Here is an 18,404-nt window from a genome sequence, read left to right as displayed (position 1 = left end):
CCGCCAGGCTAGCCGACGGCGCCTCGTCTACTGCGGTGCGGTCGGCCCGACGGTCAGGTTCCGCGCGACCTTCTCGGCGAGGGGGTGCGGGTCGAGAGCACCCGCCCCGTTGTCGTAGGTCGTGATGCGGATCCAATCGGGGCCCACACGAAGGTCGAGGATGTTCTCGCCGTGATCCCCGGAGCTCGTCTTCGCGGCATCCGCTCCCTTCACCGCGGAGTCGGCACCCCCCTGCCCGATGAACGCCCACGCCCCCGCCGGCAGCGTCGTGATCGTCGCGTAGCTCGCGCCGTACTCGCCGCCGGACTGGGAGTAATGGCACAGGCGAGAGCCGTTGATCACCTGGTAGACCTCGGAAGGGATCCCCCATCCGCCGAACTCCGAGACGAGCACAGCGTCGTCGACGCCGAGCAGGGTGTTCACGTCCTCCTCGGTGAGGAATCGCTCACAAGGGGCCCCCACGATCTCACTGTCGACATACTCGACCTCTCGCAGACTGGCGGACGCCGCCGCCACGAGTCGCCGGAGCGCATGATCGATCCGAGCGGTATCCGCCGCGCCGATGGCCGGGTCTCGCACCGACGCCGACAGCAGTGCCTCCCCGTCGGCGAACTCGAACCAGCAGTATCCGCCATCGTCGCAGTTCGAGACCTCCCCGTAGTACCCGCCTCGCTCCGTCGCTCCAGCGATGACGGTGGACGCATCGGGGACCATCGTCACCTCCCAGCCGCGCTCCTCGTCTCCCGCTGAACAGGCGATCCCCCCAGCACGCTGGAACATGTGCTGCCCCGGTCCAGGCACCCATCCCATCTGCGAGACCAGCGACATCACCGGCTGCACGGCGGTCGACGGCTCTCCGACGAGCCCGGCCATCTCGGCCGCGACGTCGTCGCAGCTCACGTCGAACGCCGTCTCGGGTGCGACGACGGGGTCCGGCATCGGTGTGGCGGTGGGAGTCGGCGTCGACGCAGAGGAGGTGCGCGTCGGTTCGGGAGTCGGCTCCGGGGCGCAACCGGAGACGAGCAACGCGGCGGCCGCTCCCAGGACGAGAAGAGGACGCAGTCGCATGCGCTCAGGCTATCGACGCGCTCACTGCAACACGCGGCCGGCGGGCAACGATCCGGTGACGGTCACTCCCCGCGGGAGACGCGCACCATCTCCTCGCGCGGGACGACCTTGACGCGGGCCCGTTCCTGCGGCGTGCCAAGGCCGATCTCATGCTCGTCGAGGCGGTGCCAGCCGTCGAGGTCCGTCCACTTCACACCGCGCTCCTGCAGCAGTGCGACGACGGCATCCTCGGACGGGTCCTCCGGGTGCCACCAGGACCCCTGGTCGTTGATGATGTGACGCACGGTCTCCATGGCATCCGACTTCGTGTGGCCGATGAGGCCGACCGGCCCGCGCTTGATCCAGCCGGTGGCGTAGACGCCCGGCAGCTGCTGGTTCGAGTCCTTCGCCAGCACCTGCCCCTCCCGGTTCGGGATCACGCCGTGCTTCTTGTCGAAGGGGACGCCGGGCAGCGGCGAGCCGAAGTACCCGATCGCACGGTAGAGCGCCTGCAGCGGAACCTCGCGCATCTCGCCGGTGCCGACCGCTCCGCCCTGGCCGTCGGGCTGCGTGCGCTCGTAGACGAGCGCGGCCACCCGGCCCGACTCGTCGGTGCGCACCTCGACCGGACGCGCCCAGAAGTGCAGGTGCAGACGGCGGGATGCCGTACCGCCGGCGTTGTTCACCGAGTCACGCTTGCGCCAGGACTGCAGGATGCGGTCGATCACCATGACCTGCTTGTTGCTGGCCACGGCATCCTTCGACGCCTCGTCGTAATCGAAGTCCTCGTCGTAGACCACCATGTCGACGTCGCGGAGCTCGCCGAGCTCGCGCAGCTCGAGCGGAGTGAACTTCACCTGCGCCGGCCCGCGGCGACCGAAGACGTGCACATCCGTGACCTGGCTGGCCTGCAATCCCTGGTAGACGTTCTCGGGGACCTCGGTCACCAGAAGATCCTCGGCGTGCTTCGCCAGCATGCGGGCGACGTCGAGCGCCACGTTCCCGTTGCCGAGGACGCCGACGGATGCCGCATCCAGCGGCCATTCGCGCGGCACGTCGGGATGCCCGTCGAACCAGCTCACGTAGTCGGCCGCGCCGTACGAGGCGACCGCGTCGATCCCCGGGATGTCGAGCGTCGTGTCGCGGATGGCGCCGGTGGCGAAGATCACCGCGTTGTAGTGCTTCTTCAGGTCGTCGAGGGTGATGTCCTCGCCGAACCTGACGTTGCCGAAGAGGCGGATGTCGCCGCGGTCGAGCACGTCGCGGAGCGCCGTGATGATGCCCTTGATGCGCGGGTGGTCGGGAGCCACGCCGTAGCGCACCAGCCCGTAGGGTGCAGGCAGCTGCTCGAACAGGTCGATGGACACGTCGAACTTGCGCTCGGCTTTGAGGAGGATGTCTGCGGCGTAGATCCCGGCGGGACCCGCCCCGACGATGGCCAGTCTGAGCTTGGTCATGGTGATCCTTTCGTTTGCCGTCACGTCCGGCTCGGGCGGCCACGCGGCCGCGCATCGTCAGCTGGAGCGTTCGACGAGGGTCTCTGCGAAACGGGTCAGCGCCTCGCGCACGGTACCCCGCGGAAGCGGGGTGAGCGCGTCGATCGCGTCGCGCGTCCAGGAGTGCGCGAGCGCGAGGGTCTTCTCGGTGCCTGCGTGATCGCGCAGCTCGGCGAGAGCGTCGTCGAGGATCGACGGGTCCTCGCCCGCGGCGATTCGTGCCACGCCGTCGTCGATGCGCGCGGCGAGGGCGACCGAGGCGGCATCCGTCTCGGCCTTCAGCAGCAGGTAGGGCATTGTCGGCACGCCCGCGCGCAGGTCCGTGCCGGGCACCTTGCCGGTGTCCTCCGGCTTCGCCGACAGGTCGATGACGTCGTCGAGCAGCTGGAAGGCCACACCGATCTTCTCGCCGTAGACGCGCAGGGGCTCCTCGTACTCCGAGGGGGCGTTCGAGAAGATCACGCCGCCCTGCGTCGCCGCCGCGATGAGCGAACCCGTCTTGTCGGCCAGCACCTGGATGTAGAAGTCGATGGGATCGTCATCGGGCTGCGCGCCGATCGTCTCGTGCATCTGACCGAGCACGAGACGCTCGAACGTGTCGGCCTGCAGACGGATCGCGCGCTCCCCGAGCCGCGACATGAGCTGGCTCGCGCGGGAGAAGAGGATGTCACCGGTGAGGATGGCGATGTTGTTGCCCCACACGGTCTGCGCGGCCGGGACGCCGCGGCGGCGGTCCGCTCCATCCATGACGTCGTCGTGGTAGAGCGAGCCCAGATGCGTGATCTCGAGCGCCTTGGCCACGTCGATGACCTGCTCGGTGTTGCCGTCGCCGAGCTGCGCGGCGAGGAGCGTGAGCACGGGGCGGATGCGCTTGCCGCCTGCCTCGTAGAGGTAGCGGCTCGCGGCGTCGGCCAGCGGGTCGGCGACCCGCACGTCATCCGCGAGACCCGTCTCGACGAGCTCCAGTCCGTCTTCGATGGCCTGCGCGATGCGACGACCGGCGGTGCCGATGAAGATGCGGTCGCTGAAACCGAGACGGCTCGCCAGTCGCGAACCCGGGGCTACGCGGCTCGAAGTCACGGGTTCAGCCTACCGTCGTCCGCCGAGAGGATTCGCCGTCGGGGTCACGCCGCTGCGCCGGACTTCGGCTTGCGGGCCCGGTGCAGGGCGACGATCCCGAAGGACAGGTTGCGGTACGCGACATCGGTCCACCCGGCATCCCGGGTCCAGGCGGCGAGGGTCTTCTGGTCGGGCCACTCCCTGATCGACTCGTTGAGGTAGTCGTAGGCGGCGCCGTTCGTGCCGGCGACCCGAGCCACCCGGGGCAGCACCTGTGCGTTGTAGAAGCGGTAGGCGGAGCGGAAGAGCGGACGGGGAGGCGTCGAGAACTCGTTGATGACGAGACGGCCGCCCGGCTTGGTGACGCGGAACAGCTCGCGCAGCGCCTTCTTCGGGTCGTTCACGTTGCGCAGGGCATACGACATCGTCACAGCGTCGAACTCGTCGTCGCCGAAAGGGAGGTCGGTCGCATCGGCCTGCACGAAGGAGAGGTTGCGCATGCGTCCGTGGCGACGCTGACCCTCGGCCAGCATGCCGGGCGAGAAGTCCGCGGCCACCACCTCGGCACCGCTGCGGGCGAGAGAGGCGGAGGACGACGCCGTGCCTGCACCGAGGTCGAGGATCTTCTCTCCCGGCTTGGGCGCGACGGCCCGCGTCGTCGCCGCGCGCCACAGCGCGTCGTTGCCCATCGTCATCGCGGTGTTCGTCCGGTCGTAGCCCGCTGCGACCTGATCGAACATGCCGCTCACGCGGGAGGGGTCCTTGCCGAGGTCGGCGCGGTTGTCATCGTTCGGGGTCACGCGTCCAGTCTAGGCGCGAGGCCTGGGCGCGAGCCCCAGAGCCTCCAGCCGATCGAGCCAGGCATCCGCGGTCGCGTCGTCGAACGGAGCGACCTGCGCCCGCACCCGCTGCTCGAGGTCGAGGGCGAGGGCTTCCAGCTGCTCCCGCACAGCGTCGGGATATCCGAACTGCGCGCTGTGCTCGGCCCACTCGTCACGGTCGTCGACCCACGTGCCCCGTTCCCCCACGACGCGCACGACGTCGAGGTCCATGTCGATGCCCGTCGCGAGGAGGGGGTCGTCGGACCACCGCACGTCCCACCCGAGGTCGATGTAGATGCGCATGCCCCTCGGGTGCGCGCGATTCACCGTGAGCGCGAAATCGGTGCGCCGCGGGACAAGGGTGACGTTGGGCGTCTCCGCGATGAACGACGCGCCGGGCCGAACGCTCGGCCAGCCGGTGGGCTGGCCGATCCAGTCGCCCCACTCGTCCGCGCCCAGGTACACGCAGTCGTGACGCCAGTGCGGCGACCCATCCCACTTGCGCCACTGGAAGATCATCTCGGCACCGGGGTCGGGACGGGCATCACTCATGTGCTCAGCGTAGGCCGAGGGGCGCGACCCTGGGCCCATGGACCGAACTAGGCTGAGAGGGTGAGCAGCAGGCTGGTCGTGCGGACCCGAGAGATCGACCCGATCGAAGACCTCCTCGCCTACGCCGACCCCGCCCGTCCGCTCGCCTGGCTGCGCCGCGGCGACGGCATCGTCGCGGTCGGAGACGACGTCGTGCAGACCATCACCGTTCCCGGGGGGACGGGTCGTGCTCGCTCGGCCGCGATCGCCGACGCCTGGCGCGAGGTCAGCGCAGTCGCCGACGTCGACGACCCGCTCTCCCTCCCCGGTTCGGGTCTCGTCGCTTTCGGGGCTCTCGCCTTCGACGAGGACTCCGCCGCCGACAGCGTGCTCGTCGTTCCCGCGCTCGTGATCGGGCGCCACCGCGGCCGCACGTGGCTCACCAGCATCCGCTCGTCCGAGGACGATCGCTCCGCGGACGCCGTCACGCGTCCGTACGGACCGCACTGGGCGGGCACCGTCGGGCCCGGTGCGCAGAGCCCGCAGGGGTACCAGGACTCCGTGCGGGGCGCGCTCGCGCGCATCGCGGACGGCGAGCTGAGCAAGGTCGTGCTCGCCCGCGACCTCACCGGCAGCATCCCGGCCGGCTCCGATCTGCGACGTCTGGTGCGCGCTCTCTCGACCGGCTACCCCGACACCTGGGCGTTCGCGGTCGACGGCCTGATCGGCGCGAGCCCCGAGACGCTGGTGACCGTGCAGCAGCGCACCGTCACGGCCCGCGTGCTGGCCGGAACGATCGGACGTGGGGCGGATGCCGACGCCGACACCGCGGCATCCGCTCATCTCGCGTCCAGCACGAAGGATCTCGACGAGCACCAGTACGCCGTGCAGAGCGTGCTCGCGTCGCTGCGACCGCACATGCGGGCGCTGGCGGCGAGCGAGCAGCCGTTCCTGCTGAAGCTGCCGAACCTGTTCCACCTCGCGACCGACGTGGAGGGCGAGCTGGCGGAGGGCGGATCGTCGCTCGATCTCGTCGGCGCTCTGCACCCGACGGCTGCGGTCGCCGGCACTCCGACACCCGCGGCGATCGCGGCGATCCGCGAGCTCGAGCCCTTCGATCGCGGTCGCTACGCCGGTCCGGTCGGCTGGGTCGACGCTCACGGCAACGGCGAGTGGGCCATCGCTCTGCGCTGCGCGCAGTTCACGACCGACGACGAGGGCATCGCCGTCACCGCGTATGCCGGGGCGGGGATCGTCGCGGGATCGGATCCGGAATCGGAGCTGCTGGAGACGCGGGTGAAGTTCCGCCCGCTGGTCGACGCCCTGGCCTGAGATCGCCGCTCAGCTGGCGGCGAGGCGCTTCTTCTCGGCCTCGACGTCGAAGTCGGCGGCAGGCCACTGCGGGTCGATCTGCTGCAGCGCGTCGAGCAGCAGCTCCTGCACGGCCAGGCGCGCGTACCACTTGTGGTCGGCGGGGATCACGTGCCAGGGCGCGGCCTCCGTGGAGGTGCGGTCGAAGACGGTCTGGTACGCCTCCATGTAGTGCGGCCACAGCATCCGCTCGTCGACGTCGCCCGGGTTGTACTTCCAGTGCTTGTCTGGCCGCTCGAGCCGCTCCATGAGGCGCGACTTCTGCTCCTCCGGCGAGATGTGCAGCATGACCTTCACGATGCGGGTTCCGGATGCCGCGACGCGGGCTTCGAACTCGTTGATGGCGCCGTACCGGCGTTCGATCTCCTCGGCCGGCGCGAGCTGTCGCACGCGACCGATCAGCACGTCTTCGTAGTGCGAGCGGTCGAACACCCCGATGAAGCCGGGCTCGGGCAGCCGGCGCTCGACCCGCCACAGGAAGTCATGCTCGAGCTCGTCGGGCGTCGGCGCCTTGAAAGCCGTGAGCGCGACGCCCTGCGGGTCGACTCCGCCGACGACGTGCCGCACGATGCCGCCCTTGCCCGCCGAGTCCATCGCCTGAAGGATCAGGAGCACCGAGTCGGTCGCGACGCCGACCCGACTCTCGGCGAACAGACGCTCCTGCAGGTCGTTCAGCTCGTCGAGCCCCACCGCGAGGTCGCGTCTCCCGTCTGCCTTGTCACCGTGATACCCCGGAGTGCTGGAGGGGTCGACGTCGGCGAGGCGGAAGCCGTCGCCCACCTGCAGGGTGCGGGACCAGGAGTGCGCGTTCATGTGGCTCATCCTGCCACCGCCCGCGGACGCTGTGCAGGTCGCGACTCACCGGCTCAGCGGCACCTCGATCAGCTGTCGCCCTCCGGCGGGGGTCGTGAGCGCCTGATCGAGCACCGCACGGGTGGTGACGCGCTGGTACTCCCAGCCGTAGGCACGCGCGAGGTGTTCGAGCCGCACGGTGTGCGGCGTGTAGAAGGCCCGGTCGAGCGCAGCGCGTCCCGCCGTGTCGGCGACCTCGAGACCGTCGAAGATCGTGCCGCCGCCGTCGTTGCCGACGATCACCTGCAGCCGCGGCTCGGGCTCGTCAGGCGGCAGCAGAAGCGAGCCGACGTCGTGCAGGAAGGCGAGGTCGCCGAGCAGCACCCGGGTGACGCCGGGCGCGCCGCCCGCCTGGCTCGCGAGAGCGACGCCGGTCGCGGTCGCGATCGTCCCGTCGATCCCGGCGAGTCCGCGGTTCGCATGCACCGGCACCTTCTTGCCGCCGAGCACCGAGTCGGCGACGCGCACCAGACGCGAAGATCCGAAGACGAGTCGATCGTGCGGCCACGTCGCACGCCACACCGCGTCGACGAGCAGCTCCCGGTCGAGGGGGCGGCGGACGGCCGCCAGCTCCGCCTGCATCGCCTCCCGACGCGCCGACGGATCGACCGAGGACAGACCGGTCTGGTCGGGCGCTCTCTCGCTGAGGTCGACCACCTGCGACGCGGATGCCGTCAGCCACGCGCCGAGCCAGTCGCGGTCGGCCTCCCCCGCGGCCACCGACACCGCCGCGACCGGGATCGTGCGACCGTTCAGGTCGAGCTCCTCACCGCCGCGTCGCACGGCCACGACCTCGACGTCGGAGCGGGACAGCAGCCGCGCGACCTCACGGCTGAGCGTCGGGTGCCCGAGCACGATCGCGCGCTCGATCCTGCCGCCGAGCTCCGGCTCGTCGAGCAGCGCGCGGTACCCGTGCACGAGGTGTCGACCGAAGCGCGCTCCGCTGACGATCTCGGCGATGAGGGGCCAGGATCCCGCGTGGGCGATCTCCTCGGCGTCCGGCCCGGCGTCTGCGCCGGCGATCACGACCGTGCGCGGCCCGCGCTCGACGACGAGAACCTCGCCGACGGTGGGCCGCGGCGCATCGCCCCGGACCAGTGGCAGCGCGGGCGGCTCGCCCGACAGCGGATCGCGCGACGGGAGGTTCAGGTGCACGGGGCCGGCGACGCCGGGCAGAGCGCGCGGGGTATCCCCACCCATCGCGATCGCGATCGCGCGGGCACCGAGTCCCGCCCAGTCGCCGTCTCCGGGTACCGGAGCGTCGATCTCGTCGCGCACCCACGGCGAGAACATGCCGGGCTGGGTCGTCGCCTGATTGGCACCGACTCCGCGCAGCTCGGGCGGACGATCGGCGGTCAGCAGCAGCAGCGGCACTCCCGCGTGGAACGCCTCGAGCGTCGCCGGAAGCAGGTTCGCGACCGCGGTACCCGAGGTGCAGATCACCGCGGCTGGCACGCCGCTCTCTCTCGCGAGTCCCAGCGCGGTGAAGCCTGCGACGCGTTCGTCGATCCGCACGTGCACACGGAGCGCGCCGTCGTCGGCGGCGCGTATCGCGGCGAGCGCCAGCGCCTGCGATCGGGAGCCGGGCGAGAGCACGACGTCGCGGACGCCGAGGCCGACGAGTTCCGCGATGAGGGATGCCGCGGCATCCATCGCCGGCGATGAGGTCACGGACGCGGATCCGGTGCGGCGCCGTCGTCGGTCTCGTCCTCGAGGCGCGCGAGCTCCTCCTCGAGACGGCGGATGCGCGCGTCCTGCTCGCTCTTGCTGATGCTGCGCAGGAACTGCGGGTCGTCGTCGGGCGCGACCGTGCGGATGCTGCCCGCGTCGTTCGCCCGGCGGCGGCCGATCGTGAACCAGAGGATGCCGCCGATGACGGGGATGAGCACGACGATCGCGATCCAGGCGGCCTTGGGCACGCCCCGGTGCCGCGTCGACGGCTGCACGGCGCAGTCGACGATGCTGAACACCCAGAACACGGCGGCCAGGAAGCCGCCTACGATCAACAGTCTCGCCACGTATCCAGTCTAGGCGCGCGAGAAGGCGGAGGCTCTGGCGCGGTCGCACCGGGGCACAACGAGGCCGGATCGTTAGCGACCCCGGCGGTCAGCGCTTCGCAAGAGCCTCGGCCATGCGGTCGACGGCGTGCTCGATGATCGGACGGGATGTCGCGAACACGAACCGCATGAAACCCACACCGGCTGTGCCGGTCGCCGATCCGTCGGTGAGCGCGACGCCGGCCTGCTCGCGGAAGAAGTCGGCCGGGTTCGGCCCCAGGTCCAGGGCCCTGGCGTCGAGCCAGCCGATGTACGTGCCCTCGGGAGCACGGTATGCGATCTCGGGGATGCGTGCGGCGAGCGCCTCGCCGAGGAAGCGGCGGTTGCCGTCGAGGTACTGCACGACGTCGGCGAGCCAGGCGCGGTCGTCGCGGTAGGCGGCGGTGTTCGCGATCACGCCGAGATTGCTCGCGCCGTGGGACTCCATGGGGCCGATCGGCTCCCAGGTCGCGCGGTCCGCGTCGTTGGTGAGAATGAGCTGCGCAGTCTTCAGGCCGGGGAGGTTCCAGGCCTTCGACGCGGAGGTCGCGGTCACGGTGTGGCCTGCCGTGACCGGGGAAACAGAGGCGTAAGGCGTGTGCACCTCCGGCGCGTAGACGAGCGGCGCGTGGATCTCATCGGAGAACACCCGTCCGCCGTGGCGCTCGACGACCTCGCTGACCGCCAAGAGCTCGTCGCGGTCGAACACGCGGCCCACGGGGTTGTACGGGTTGCAGAGCACCAGCAGGTCGGCGCCGGCGCGGAAGGCTGCGTCGATGCCGTCGAGGTCGAGCGTGTACCGCCCCTCCGTCACGATCATCGGGACCTGGATCACCTCGCGTCCCGCGGCGAGAGGCACCGTGAGGAAGGGCATGTATGCGGGCGTCGGCACGATCACGGGAGCGCCGGGACGGGAGAAGTGCTCCATCGCCAGCTTCAGTCCCTGGATCACGTCGGCGATCGGGTGGATGTCGGATGCCGGGACGACCCACCCGTAGACGTCGCGCATCCACTCGGCGGCCGCCTGCGACATCTCGTCGGACACGGACGACGGCAGGTACCCGAACAGGCCCTGGTCGACCGCCGCATGCACGGCCCGGGAGATGCCCGGGGCGACCCCGAAGTCCATCTCCGCGACGAACGCGCCCACCGCGTCGGGGAACGTCGACCACTTGAGGCCGCCGATCCGTCGGAGGTGATCGACGTCGATGGCGTCGAAGGATGCGGCGAGGCTCATGCGGGCTCCTTGTCAGAGGGCGGAGGGGGCTCTTCCATCTTGGCGCGCGCCGGGGACACCGGGGCGCGCTGCGGGAGTCAGTCGAGATCGATCCGCACGATCCGGTCGTCGCCGTCGCCGGGGCTCCCGCGCCCGTCGGTGTTGTTGGTGACGACCCAGGCTTCGCCGCCCGGCGCCGGTACGACGTCTCGCAGTCGGCCGAGCTCTCCCTGCAGCAGCTCGGTGCTCGTCGAGAGGTCGTCGAGCGGCACGATCCGCAGCCGTTCCCCGCGCAGGTTCGCGATGACGAGGTCGGTGCCGACCACCGCGATGCCGCTCGGACTCGCGGTATCCGGCTGCCACTGCTGCAACGGGTCGATGAAGTCGCCGTCCTCGGTGATGCCCTCGACCTCGGGCCACCCGTAGTTGCCGCCCGGTTCGATGACGTTCAGCTCGTCCCACGTGTCCTGACCGAACTCGCTCGCGTACATCGTGCCGTCGGCATCCCATGCGATGCCCTGCGGGTTCCGATGGCCGAGGCTCCACACCGGCGAGTCGTCGAACGGGTTGCCGTCCGGCACGTCGCCTTCTGGCGTGAGCCGCAGGATCTTCCCCGACAGGGCATCCGGACCCTGGGCGCTGTCGCGGTCGCCGGCGTCGCCGACGGCGACGTACAGCATCCCGTCCGGTCCGACGGCGATGCGTCCGCCGTTGTGGGTGCGCGCTGCCGGGATGCCGTCGATCACCGTCGTGGCGGGACCGAGTTCGAAGGCACCTGGGTTGCCGCGGATCTCGCGCCGCTCGACCCGGTTACCGTCGTCGGCCGTGAAGTACGTGAAAAGGTCGCCGTCTTGCACGGCCAGCCCGAGGAGCCCTCCCTCACCGCCCGCGACCACGCCGTCGACCGTGCCGACCTCGCGAGGTCCGTCGTCGCCGAGCTCCAGGATGCGCGCGCTGTCGCGTTCGCTCACCAGCGCGATGCCCTCGTGGAACGCGACGGACCAGGGGGCGTCGAGTCCCTCGGCGACCGTGTCGGCGGCAGCGGTCGACGCCGGACGAGGGTCGGCTGCGCAGGCGGCCAGCAGAAGCACGGATGCCGTCACCGCCACGGCGAGCGCGCGACGTCGTGTGGGGCGAGGCTCGCGGTCGCGGGAGGTCATGCCTCCATCCAACGCGGCGGAGTCCTCGCAGACAAGGGACCGGGAACACCCTCCCCCGGCCGCCCCTCCGTCGCTACGCTGAGCGCATGACCGAGGCGCGCCGCACTCTGCATCCCGTTCTGTCCGTCGTGCGCCGCATTCCCGCCACGCTGACGATGGTGGGGCTGATCCTCGCGGTAGGAGTCGTGTCGCAGGGGCTGTGGCGTCCGTTCGAGGACTCCGCCCTGTTCGGAACCGTCGCCTACGGTCTGCCGAACCTCGCCGAGGGCAAGTGGTGGACGCCGTTGACGGGCACGTTCTTCGTCAATGAGCCGTGGGTGTACGTGTTCACGATCGCCGGCTTCTGGGGCATGGCGTACCTGGAGTTCCGCCGAGGCAGCCGGGTCGCGCTCGCCTACTACTGGATCGGCCAGCTCTTCGCGGTCCTCGCCACCGCGCTGCTGCTGTTCGTGCTGTCGCAGTTCCCGTGGGCATGGGCGAGCACCCAGGCTCAGGCTCTCGATGTCGGCGCCTCTGGTGGCACGATGGCGTGCATCGCGGCGGCCGTCGGACTGTTCCGCCCGCCGTGGCGAGTGCGCGGCTGGCTCATCCTGCTCGGCTTCGTCTTCATCGCGATGCTGTTCTGGGGCAAGGTCGCCGATCTCGAGCACCTGCTCGCCGTGCTCCTGATCCTCGTGGTCGATCGCTCCCTGCGCGTGGCCCGCACGACCGTGCGCGAGCAGCGTCTCATCGCGGTCGTGGCGATCCTCGTGCTGGGCGCGGTGGAGATCATCACGACGCTGATCGCGACCGATGGCCCGTTCGGGCCGACTGAACCCATCTCTGGCGGGTTCATCGACCTCGCGATCGACCTCGTCGTGATCCTCGTGCTCGTGAACGGTCTGCGACGCGGGCGCCGGTTCGCCTGGGTGCTCGCGATCCTGCTCGGCCTGTTCAACGTGCTCGTCGCCGCGCTCGTGCTGACCCTCATCACGGTGTTCAGTCAGGCTCAGGTCGACTTCCGGTGGGACGGCGAGACCGAGCTCGCCCTCGCGAACGGGTTCCTCTGGGTCATCATGCTGGCGTACCTGATCGGCGTGCGGCGGGCCTTCCGCTCGCGGCGCCGCTCGCTGCTCGGCATCCAGCCCGCGCCGACCGTCGACGACGTGAAGACCGCACTGCGTGCGCACGGCGGAGGCACGCTCTCGTGGATGACGACCTGGGAGGGCAACAGCTACGCCCGGGTCGCCGGCGGCGGCATCGTCGCCTATCAGCGGCGCGCCGGGGTCGCGCTCGCCCTCGCGGATCCGATCGGCCCGGCCGAGAGCCGGCCCGAGGCGGTCGCGGACTTCATCCGCAGCGCCGAGCAGGCCGGACTCGTGCCGTGCTTCTTCAGCGCCGACGACGCGACGCGCGCGGCCGTGCCGGCCGGATGGCGGGATCTCGTGGTCGCCGACGACACGATCGTCGACCTGCCGGGCCTGGAGTTCACGGGCAAGCGCTGGAACTCGGTGCGCAGCTCGCTGAACAGGGCCGGCCGCGAGGAGATGACCTTCCGGATGACGCACCTCAAAGCCGAGCCATGGGGCGTGCAGCAGCAGGTGCGGGCGATCTCCGAGGCCTGGGTCGGCGACAAGGACCTGCCGGAGATGCGCTTCACGCTCGGCACGCTGGAGGAGGCCGAGGACCCCGAAGTGCGGCTCGCCCTGGCGCTCGCCCCGAACGGCGACGTCGACGGATTCCTGTCGTGGCTGCCGGTGTACGGCGAGGGTGGAGTCGTGCGCGGCTGGACGCTCGACCTCATGCGTCGCCGCGACGGCGGGTTCGGACCGGTCATGGAGTTCCTCATCGGATCGTCGGCCAGGCAGTTCTCCGACGAGGGGGCGCAGCTCATGTCGCTCTCCGGCGCTCCGCTCGCTCATGACTACCCACCGGACGCCGGGATGATCGCGACGCTCAGCGACCGCCTCGCGGAGGCACTCGAACCCGTGTACGGCTTCGGATCGCTGCACCGGTTCAAGCAGAAGTTCCACCCCCGCTACGAGACCATGTACCTGCTGTTCCGCGACGAGAGCGACCTCGCCGCGATCGGACCGGCTCTCACCCGCGCGTTCCTCCCCGACGCCACGCTGCGGCAGTTCGCCGGTGCGGGTCTCGAACTCGTCCGAGGAGGCCGGAAGGACTGACGGCGCGGCCCTCTCGTCGCCGATGTACTCGTGCGTCGCAGGTCCTCGGCCTGATCCTGCGACGCGGGCGCACGACTGCGACGCGAGTCAGACGTCGCGGGGTCTCTGCCGCAGCTGCTTCACGTCGGTGCGCCGGCGCTTCGCCGCCAGACGGCGCTCCTTCGAGCCGCGGGTCGGCTTCGTGTCGCGCCGCGGCGGAGCCGGAGGACGGAGCGCGGCGGCGACGAGGGCCGCGAGACGCTCACGCGCGGCATCCCTGTTGCGCAGCTGTGCACGGTGCTCGGATGCCGCGATCGTGACGACTCCGCCGACGAGCCGCGAGGCGAGCCGATCGAGCAGCCGCGCGCGCTGCTCAGGCGTGAGCACCGCGCTGCACGCGACGTCCCAGCTGAGCTCGACGCGGGAGTCCGCCGTGTTCACTCCTTGACCTCCCGGGCCCGACGACCGCGAGAACCGCCACGCCAGCTCGGCGTCGGGGATCGTGAGCCCCGACGTGACGCGGAGGCCGGGGCGGAGCGGTGCGGCCATGGCATCCATCTTCCCGCTCGCCGCCCGCTAGCGCCGCATCCGTCGGCGGTCAACCCGTTCGGCGACAGCGCGGGGTGCTCGTACCGTCGACCGCAACCACCGACGAGCGAAGGAGCAGGACCATGAGCACGGGCATCGAGGCAGAGGCACGACGAGCGATCGTGACGGCGGCGGATTCCGGGATCGGACGGGCGGCAGCGGTCGCCCTCGCCGCCGCGGGGATCGACGTCGGCATCACCTGGCACTCCGACCAGGCGGGGGCAGAGGAGACGGCGGCCGAAGTGCGCGCGCATGGGGCACGGGCGGTGGTGACGCAGCTCGACGTCTCCGACATCCCGGCGTGCGGCGACGTGATCGACGGACTGATCGCCGAGCTCGGAGGCGTCGACGTGTTCGTGAACAACGCGGGCACCGGCGCGAGCACCGGCTTCCTCGACCTGTCGCTCGACGACTGGAACCGCGTCCTCGACACCGACCTCACCGGCGCGTTCGTGTGCCTGCAGCGTGCGGCGAGGGCGATGGTCGCCGCCGGCCACGGCGGGCGCCTGATCTCGGTGACGAGCGTGCACGAGCACCAGCCGATGGTCGGGGCCAGCGCCTACGACGCCGCCAAGCACGGCCTCGGCGGCCTCATGAAGAATCTCGCCCTCGAGCTCGGCGCACATGGCATCAGCGCCGTGAGCGTCGCGCCGGGCGAGATCGCGACGCCGATGACCGGCAACGAGGACGTCGACCCGCACACGGTCGATCGTCCCGGCATCCCGCTCGGGCGTCCGGGCGACGCCCGCGAGGTCGCCGCGCTCATCGCCTTCCTCGCGTCACCGGAGGCGGCGTACATCTCCGGGGCCTCGATCGCGATCGACGGAGGGATGCTGCAGATGGGCCCGCAGGCGGGGGCGGCGATCACGGACCACAGCTGGCGGACCGCATAGGCGCCGCCCCGCGCCTCAGCGGACCTGCGCGGGCGCGGGTTCCGTCGCGGCGGCGCGCTCGGCGCCATTGACAGGACCTGCGTCCCTCTTCGCGGTGTTCGCGATGTGCGCGCGGCTGACGACGACCCCCGCGACGACCATGAGCCCGACGCCGAGCCAGTACGGCGCCGCGTGGCTGACGGTCGTGTAGAGCGCGGCGGCGATGAGCGGGGCGACGGTGCTCATGGCGGCGTTGAGCGACTGCGTCGCCCCGCCGAGCCAGCCCTGCTCGTCGTCGCCGACCGCGTTCGACATCGCGCCGTCCATCGCGGCCTGCGAGGCACCCTGACCGGCCGCCAGCAGCAGCGCACCGACGATGAACACCCAGGGCTGATAGAGGACGGACGCCACGATCGCGAGGCCGGCGAGCCCGACCATCTGCGCGACGATTCCGCTCACGATCACGCCCCTCTCGCCGATGCGCGGGAGCAGGATGCCGAGCAGCACGCCCTGGATCAGGATGTCGATGATGCCGACGCCGGCGGTGAGGAGACCGATCTGCGTCGGTCCCCACTGGATCGAGTCGAGCGCGAGCACGCTGAAGTTGTTCACGAAGAACCCGAACGGCAGGGCCAGCAGACCGAAGCCGATCATAAGAGCGCGCAGCTCCTTCCTGGCGAACGCGTTCCTGAAGACGGCGAAGGGCTGCACGTCCCGCGCGCGGATCGTGGAGATGCGGTTCTCGGGCTTCAGGCTCTCGGGCAGGAGGAACAGGCTGAGGATCGCGATCACGAGTGACACGGCCGCCGTGAGGAACACGGGCAGCTGCAGGCTCACCGCCGCGAGGAGACCGCCGATCGCCGGGCCGAGCATCGTGCCGATGCCGGACAGCGCTCCGAGCAGCCCGAAGCGCTGAGCCCTCTTCTCCGGCGGCGTGATGTCGGCGAGGTAGGCGAAGAGCGCCGGCAGGTCGCCGGCCGTGAGGCCCTGGACGACGCGGGCGAGCACGAGCACCCAGATCGCGCCGCCGATGCCGAACAGCGCCATCGAGAAGGCGGTGCCGAACGCGGCGGCGATGATGATCGGGCGACGGCCGAATCGATCGGAGAGGCGACCGAGGAACGGGGCGACGAGGAACGCGCAGAGCCCGTTGACGGCCTCCAGCACGCCGACCCAGAGAGCGAGATCGTGCTCGTGGGTGACGTACTGCAGCACGACGAAGGGCAGCACGGGGAGGACGACGGTCATGCCGATTACGGTGAGCATCGTCAGGACGACGAGCATGATCCAGGCGCGCGTTCCGCCGCGCGCAGACGTGTTGGGTGAAGTCACTCCGTAACTGTATCCATACCAGTTTTGGTGTCAAGCCACTTTTGTACTGGGTTCGCGATAAGCTCATGACATGACGACTGCCGAGCCGGTGGGCCGCCGCGAACGCAAGAAGGCCGCGACCCGCAAGACCATCTCCGACGTGGCGACGATGATGTTCCTGGAGCGCGGATTCGACAACGTCAGCATCCGGGAGGTTGCCGACGCCGCCGACGTCTCCCCCACGACCGTGTTCGCCCACTTCCCGCAGAAGGAGGCTCTCGTCTTCGACGAGGACGACGAGCAGCGCGACCGCCTCGTCGCCGCCGTCCGCGACCGGGCGGAGGGCGTGACGATCAGCCGGGCGATCCACGATTTCTACCGCGGCGAGATCGGCCTGAATCTGGACGAGCACGGCGAGGACGTGGCGCGCACCTTCATGCGCTTCCTCAACGAGACTCCCGCACTGCGCGACTACGCCGCCAAGATGTGGCTGCGCCACGAGGATGCTCTCGCCGACGCCATCGCCGATGAGCTGGGCCTCGATGCACCGACGGCCGAGATCCGCGTGTTCGCGCGCTTCGTGCTGCAGATGCAGCTGCTCGTGACCGACAGCGACGACCAGCTCGCGACACTGGACGCCGGATTCGCCGTGCTCGAGGGCGGGTGGGATCCGATCGAGAAGCGGCTTTCTCGCCGATCCTGAAGATGTGGACGCGACGGCGGGAGTCGAACCCGCAACGCCGTCAGGTATGAGCTGAGGCCCGGGACCGCCCGGATCGCCGCGATGGGGTCGACGTTACCCGGCGGCGGCAGGCGGCACCAGCATCGTTGCCGGGATTTACTCCGCGTGTCGCCGCGTGACGGCATCCGTCATCCGCAGACATTCGGACCGGTGCGGTCGGCGTCGGCGGGTTCGGTGTAGCGTCACGGGCATGGCCGCCGACGACGTCTCCACCACGACCGGCCAGAGAACCCACCGGTACCTGCGCCTCGCCCTCGTTCTCGTCGTCTTCGCCCTGCTGGTCGCCGTCTCGCTGCAGAGCGTCGTCGTGATCTGGCAGCCGCTCCAGTTCGGGTGGCACCCGCTGCCGTCGATCAGTCACGCGTATCACACGCCCGTGCGCGACGTCTTCACGGGCGCGCTCATCGCGGCATCCGTCGCGCTCCTCGCACTGTCCGGCCGCAACCGCGCGACGACGCTGCTCGACATCTGCGCCGTCTTCGCACCGCTGATCGCCATCGTCCCGACGGGGATCGCCGACACCCGGGCACAGGACCACCTTCCGTGCCCCTCCGCGACGGAGTGCGTTCCGGCCGGAGCCCTGGAGTCGGCGAAGGCCGGTGTCGCCGCGTACGCGATCGTCGTCGTCGCGACGGTGATCGTGACGGCGGTCATCCGGGTCCGCACGCGCACGCCGAACCGCTCGGCGGTGCTCGTGTCGGTCATCGCGCTCGCGACGGCATCCGTCGTGACGGCACTCGCGTTCCTCCCCTCCCTGAACCAGAGCTTCCCCTTCAACTTCTGGCCCGTGCACAGCATCCACTTCGTGGTCACGCTCGCGTTCTTCGGCGTGTTCTCGGCCGTGCCGATCCTCTACGCGGGAGGGCCGCTCGAACCCGGCGAGACCCCGCCCACGCCCCGCCAGCGCTCGATCTACCGCTGGATCGCGGGTCTGCTCATCGTCGACCTGCTGTTCCTCGCGGCGGCGGTGCTGTTCCGCCAGGTGTTCGGCGAGACGCCCGCCGTGCTGATCGGCGAGATCGTCGCGCTGCTGCTGTTCGCGTGGTTCTGGCTCATGCAGACCTTTCAGCGGTGGAACGATGCGAACCCGCCGTCGATCCTGGCGTCGGGTCGCTGACGCCGGGCGGCGCGCCGTGCCTGTCTTGGTTTTCCGCCTCA

General features: G+C 70.5%; 17 protein-coding genes and 1 pseudogene. 5 read left to right on the top strand and 13 right to left on the bottom strand.

Going from position 1 to position 18,404, the window contains the following annotated elements; translation table 11 throughout:
• Nucleotides 1-27 precede the first annotated feature (27 nt).
• The 5 genes from AUC47_RS10115 to AUC47_RS10095 all read right to left on the bottom strand — a co-directional run bounded on the left by AUC47_RS10115 (nucleotide 28) and on the right by AUC47_RS10095 (nucleotide 4,975).
• A complete protein-coding gene (locus AUC47_RS10115; RefSeq protein ID WP_096715085.1) occupies nucleotides 28-1,068 on the bottom strand; it encodes a hypothetical protein in 1,041 nt (346 codons plus the stop codon).
• Nucleotides 1,069-1,130: 62 nt separating this feature from the next.
• On the bottom strand, nucleotides 1,131-2,504 hold the full coding sequence (locus tag AUC47_RS10110; RefSeq protein ID WP_096715084.1) for an FAD-dependent oxidoreductase: 1,374 nt from the start codon (nucleotides 2,502-2,504) through the stop codon (nucleotides 1,131-1,133).
• A gap of 57 nt (nucleotides 2,505-2,561) precedes the next feature.
• Nucleotides 2,562-3,623: a polyprenyl synthetase family protein gene (locus tag AUC47_RS10105; protein WP_096715083.1), complete on the bottom strand. Its 1,062-nt coding sequence runs from the start codon at nucleotides 3,621-3,623 to the stop codon at nucleotides 2,562-2,564.
• A 44-nt stretch (nucleotides 3,624-3,667) separates the two neighbouring features.
• Nucleotides 3,668-4,342 carry a ubiquinone/menaquinone biosynthesis methyltransferase gene (locus AUC47_RS10100; protein WP_373557859.1) on the bottom strand — a complete coding sequence of 225 codons (675 nt, stop codon included), beginning with the start codon at nucleotides 4,340-4,342 and terminating at the stop codon, nucleotides 3,668-3,670.
• A 69-nt stretch (nucleotides 4,343-4,411) separates the two neighbouring features.
• Entirely contained in the window at nucleotides 4,412-4,975 is a 564-nt protein-coding gene (locus tag AUC47_RS10095) for a hypothetical protein (RefSeq protein WP_096715081.1), read from the bottom strand.
• Between the two features lie 60 nt (nucleotides 4,976-5,035).
• Between AUC47_RS10095 and AUC47_RS10090 the strand changes: the two genes are divergently transcribed.
• A complete protein-coding gene (locus AUC47_RS10090) occupies nucleotides 5,036-6,286 on the top strand; it encodes an isochorismate synthase (protein WP_096715080.1) in 1,251 nt (416 codons plus the stop codon).
• 9 nt (nucleotides 6,287-6,295) lie between these two features.
• Here the strand turns inward: AUC47_RS10090 and AUC47_RS10085 are convergent, their stop codons facing one another.
• The 5 genes from AUC47_RS10085 to AUC47_RS10065 form a co-directional block, all read right to left on the bottom strand.
• Nucleotides 6,296-7,138 (bottom strand): polyphosphate kinase 2 family protein, encoded by an 843-nt coding sequence (locus AUC47_RS10085; RefSeq protein WP_096715079.1) that lies wholly within the window; start codon nucleotides 7,136-7,138, stop codon nucleotides 6,296-6,298.
• A gap of 45 nt (nucleotides 7,139-7,183) precedes the next feature.
• Nucleotides 7,184-8,830 (bottom strand): 2-succinyl-5-enolpyruvyl-6-hydroxy-3-cyclohexene-1-carboxylic-acid synthase, encoded by a 1,647-nt coding sequence (menD, locus tag AUC47_RS10080; RefSeq protein WP_096715180.1) that lies wholly within the window; start codon nucleotides 8,828-8,830, stop codon nucleotides 7,184-7,186.
• A 14-nt stretch (nucleotides 8,831-8,844) separates the two neighbouring features.
• The gene (locus tag AUC47_RS10075) at nucleotides 8,845-9,195 is read right to left on the bottom strand and encodes a PLD nuclease N-terminal domain-containing protein (protein WP_096715078.1); all 351 of its coding nucleotides are present in this window, start codon (nucleotides 9,193-9,195) and stop codon (nucleotides 8,845-8,847) included.
• An 88-nt stretch (nucleotides 9,196-9,283) separates the two neighbouring features.
• On the bottom strand, nucleotides 9,284-10,450 hold the full coding sequence (locus AUC47_RS10070) for a MalY/PatB family protein (protein WP_096715077.1): 1,167 nt from the start codon (nucleotides 10,448-10,450) through the stop codon (nucleotides 9,284-9,286).
• A gap of 77 nt (nucleotides 10,451-10,527) precedes the next feature.
• The gene (locus tag AUC47_RS10065) at nucleotides 10,528-11,589 is read right to left on the bottom strand and encodes a PQQ-dependent sugar dehydrogenase (protein ID WP_096715076.1); all 1,062 of its coding nucleotides are present in this window, start codon (nucleotides 11,587-11,589) and stop codon (nucleotides 10,528-10,530) included.
• Nucleotides 11,590-11,675: 86 nt separating this feature from the next.
• On the opposite strand from AUC47_RS10065, the gene AUC47_RS10060 reads away from it, so the two are divergent.
• On the top strand, nucleotides 11,676-13,754 hold the full coding sequence (locus AUC47_RS10060) for a bifunctional lysylphosphatidylglycerol flippase/synthetase MprF (RefSeq protein ID WP_096715075.1): 2,079 nt from the start codon (nucleotides 11,676-11,678) through the stop codon (nucleotides 13,752-13,754).
• Nucleotides 13,755-13,841: 87 nt separating this feature from the next.
• On the opposite strand, the gene arfB is transcribed toward AUC47_RS10060, so the two are convergent.
• Nucleotides 13,842-14,282 carry an alternative ribosome rescue aminoacyl-tRNA hydrolase ArfB gene (gene arfB, locus AUC47_RS10055; protein WP_096715074.1) on the bottom strand — a complete coding sequence of 147 codons (441 nt, stop codon included), beginning with the start codon at nucleotides 14,280-14,282 and terminating at the stop codon, nucleotides 13,842-13,844.
• A gap of 122 nt (nucleotides 14,283-14,404) precedes the next feature.
• Here arfB and AUC47_RS10050 point away from each other — a divergent pair, with 122 nt between their 5' ends.
• Entirely contained in the window at nucleotides 14,405-15,214 is an 810-nt protein-coding gene (locus AUC47_RS10050) for an SDR family oxidoreductase (protein ID WP_096715073.1), read from the top strand.
• Nucleotides 15,215-15,229: 15 nt separating this feature from the next.
• Here the strand turns inward: AUC47_RS10050 and AUC47_RS10045 are convergent, their stop codons facing one another.
• Nucleotides 15,230-16,525, bottom strand: coding sequence for an MFS transporter (locus AUC47_RS10045; RefSeq protein ID WP_256999519.1), 1,296 nt, complete (start codon nucleotides 16,523-16,525; stop codon nucleotides 15,230-15,232).
• Nucleotides 16,526-16,595: 70 nt separating this feature from the next.
• On the opposite strand from AUC47_RS10045, the gene AUC47_RS10040 reads away from it, so the two are divergent.
• Complete coding sequence (locus AUC47_RS10040) at nucleotides 16,596-17,207, top strand: TetR/AcrR family transcriptional regulator (protein ID WP_096715072.1); 612 nt, start codon at nucleotides 16,596-16,598, stop codon at nucleotides 17,205-17,207.
• 5 nt (nucleotides 17,208-17,212) lie between these two features.
• On the opposite strand, the pseudogene AUC47_RS16750 reads toward AUC47_RS10040, so the two are convergent.
• Nucleotides 17,213-17,288 (bottom strand): annotated as a pseudogene (locus AUC47_RS16750).
• 148 nt (nucleotides 17,289-17,436) lie between these two features.
• On the opposite strand from AUC47_RS16750, the gene AUC47_RS10035 reads away from it, so the two are divergent.
• Nucleotides 17,437-18,363: a hypothetical protein gene (locus AUC47_RS10035; RefSeq protein WP_096715071.1), complete on the top strand. Its 927-nt coding sequence runs from the start codon at nucleotides 17,437-17,439 to the stop codon at nucleotides 18,361-18,363.
• Nucleotides 18,364-18,404 lie beyond the last annotated feature (41 nt).

This window comes from Microbacterium sp. SZ1 (genome assembly GCF_002362255.1).
Lineage (GTDB): Bacteria > Actinomycetota > Actinomycetes > Actinomycetales > Microbacteriaceae > Microbacterium.
This window is presented reverse-complemented; position numbering and strand designations above follow the sequence as displayed.

Coding starts and splice junctions, on each gene's coding strand:
- AUC47_RS10115 (WP_096715085.1), bottom strand. CDS start 1,068: ATGCGACTGCGTCCTCTTCTCGTCCTGGGAGCGGCCGCCGCGTTGCTC.
- AUC47_RS10110 (WP_096715084.1), bottom strand. CDS start 2,504: ATGACCAAGCTCAGACTGGCCATCGTCGGGGCGGGTCCCGCCGGGATC.
- AUC47_RS10100 (WP_373557859.1), bottom strand. CDS start 4,342: ATGTTCGATCAGGTCGCAGCGGGCTACGACCGGACGAACACCGCGATG.
- AUC47_RS10095 (WP_096715081.1), bottom strand. CDS start 4,975: ATGAGTGATGCCCGTCCCGACCCCGGTGCCGAGATGATCTTCCAGTGG.
- AUC47_RS10085 (WP_096715079.1), bottom strand. CDS start 7,138: ATGAACGCGCACTCCTGGTCCCGCACCCTGCAGGTGGGCGACGGCTTC.
- menD (WP_096715180.1), bottom strand. CDS start 8,830: ATGGATGCCGCGGCATCCCTCATCGCGGAACTCGTCGGCCTCGGCGTC.
- AUC47_RS10070 (WP_096715077.1), bottom strand. CDS start 10,450: ATGAGCCTCGCCGCATCCTTCGACGCCATCGACGTCGATCACCTCCGA.
- AUC47_RS10065 (WP_096715076.1), bottom strand. CDS start 11,589: ATGACCTCCCGCGACCGCGAGCCTCGCCCCACACGACGTCGCGCGCTC.
- AUC47_RS10060 (WP_096715075.1), top strand. CDS start 11,676: ATGACCGAGGCGCGCCGCACTCTGCATCCCGTTCTGTCCGTCGTGCGC.
- arfB (WP_096715074.1), bottom strand. CDS start 14,282: ATGGCCGCACCGCTCCGCCCCGGCCTCCGCGTCACGTCGGGGCTCACG.
- AUC47_RS10050 (WP_096715073.1), top strand. CDS start 14,405: ATGAGCACGGGCATCGAGGCAGAGGCACGACGAGCGATCGTGACGGCG.
- AUC47_RS10040 (WP_096715072.1), top strand. CDS start 16,596: ATGACGACTGCCGAGCCGGTGGGCCGCCGCGAACGCAAGAAGGCCGCG.
- AUC47_RS10035 (WP_096715071.1), top strand. CDS start 17,437: ATGGCCGCCGACGACGTCTCCACCACGACCGGCCAGAGAACCCACCGG.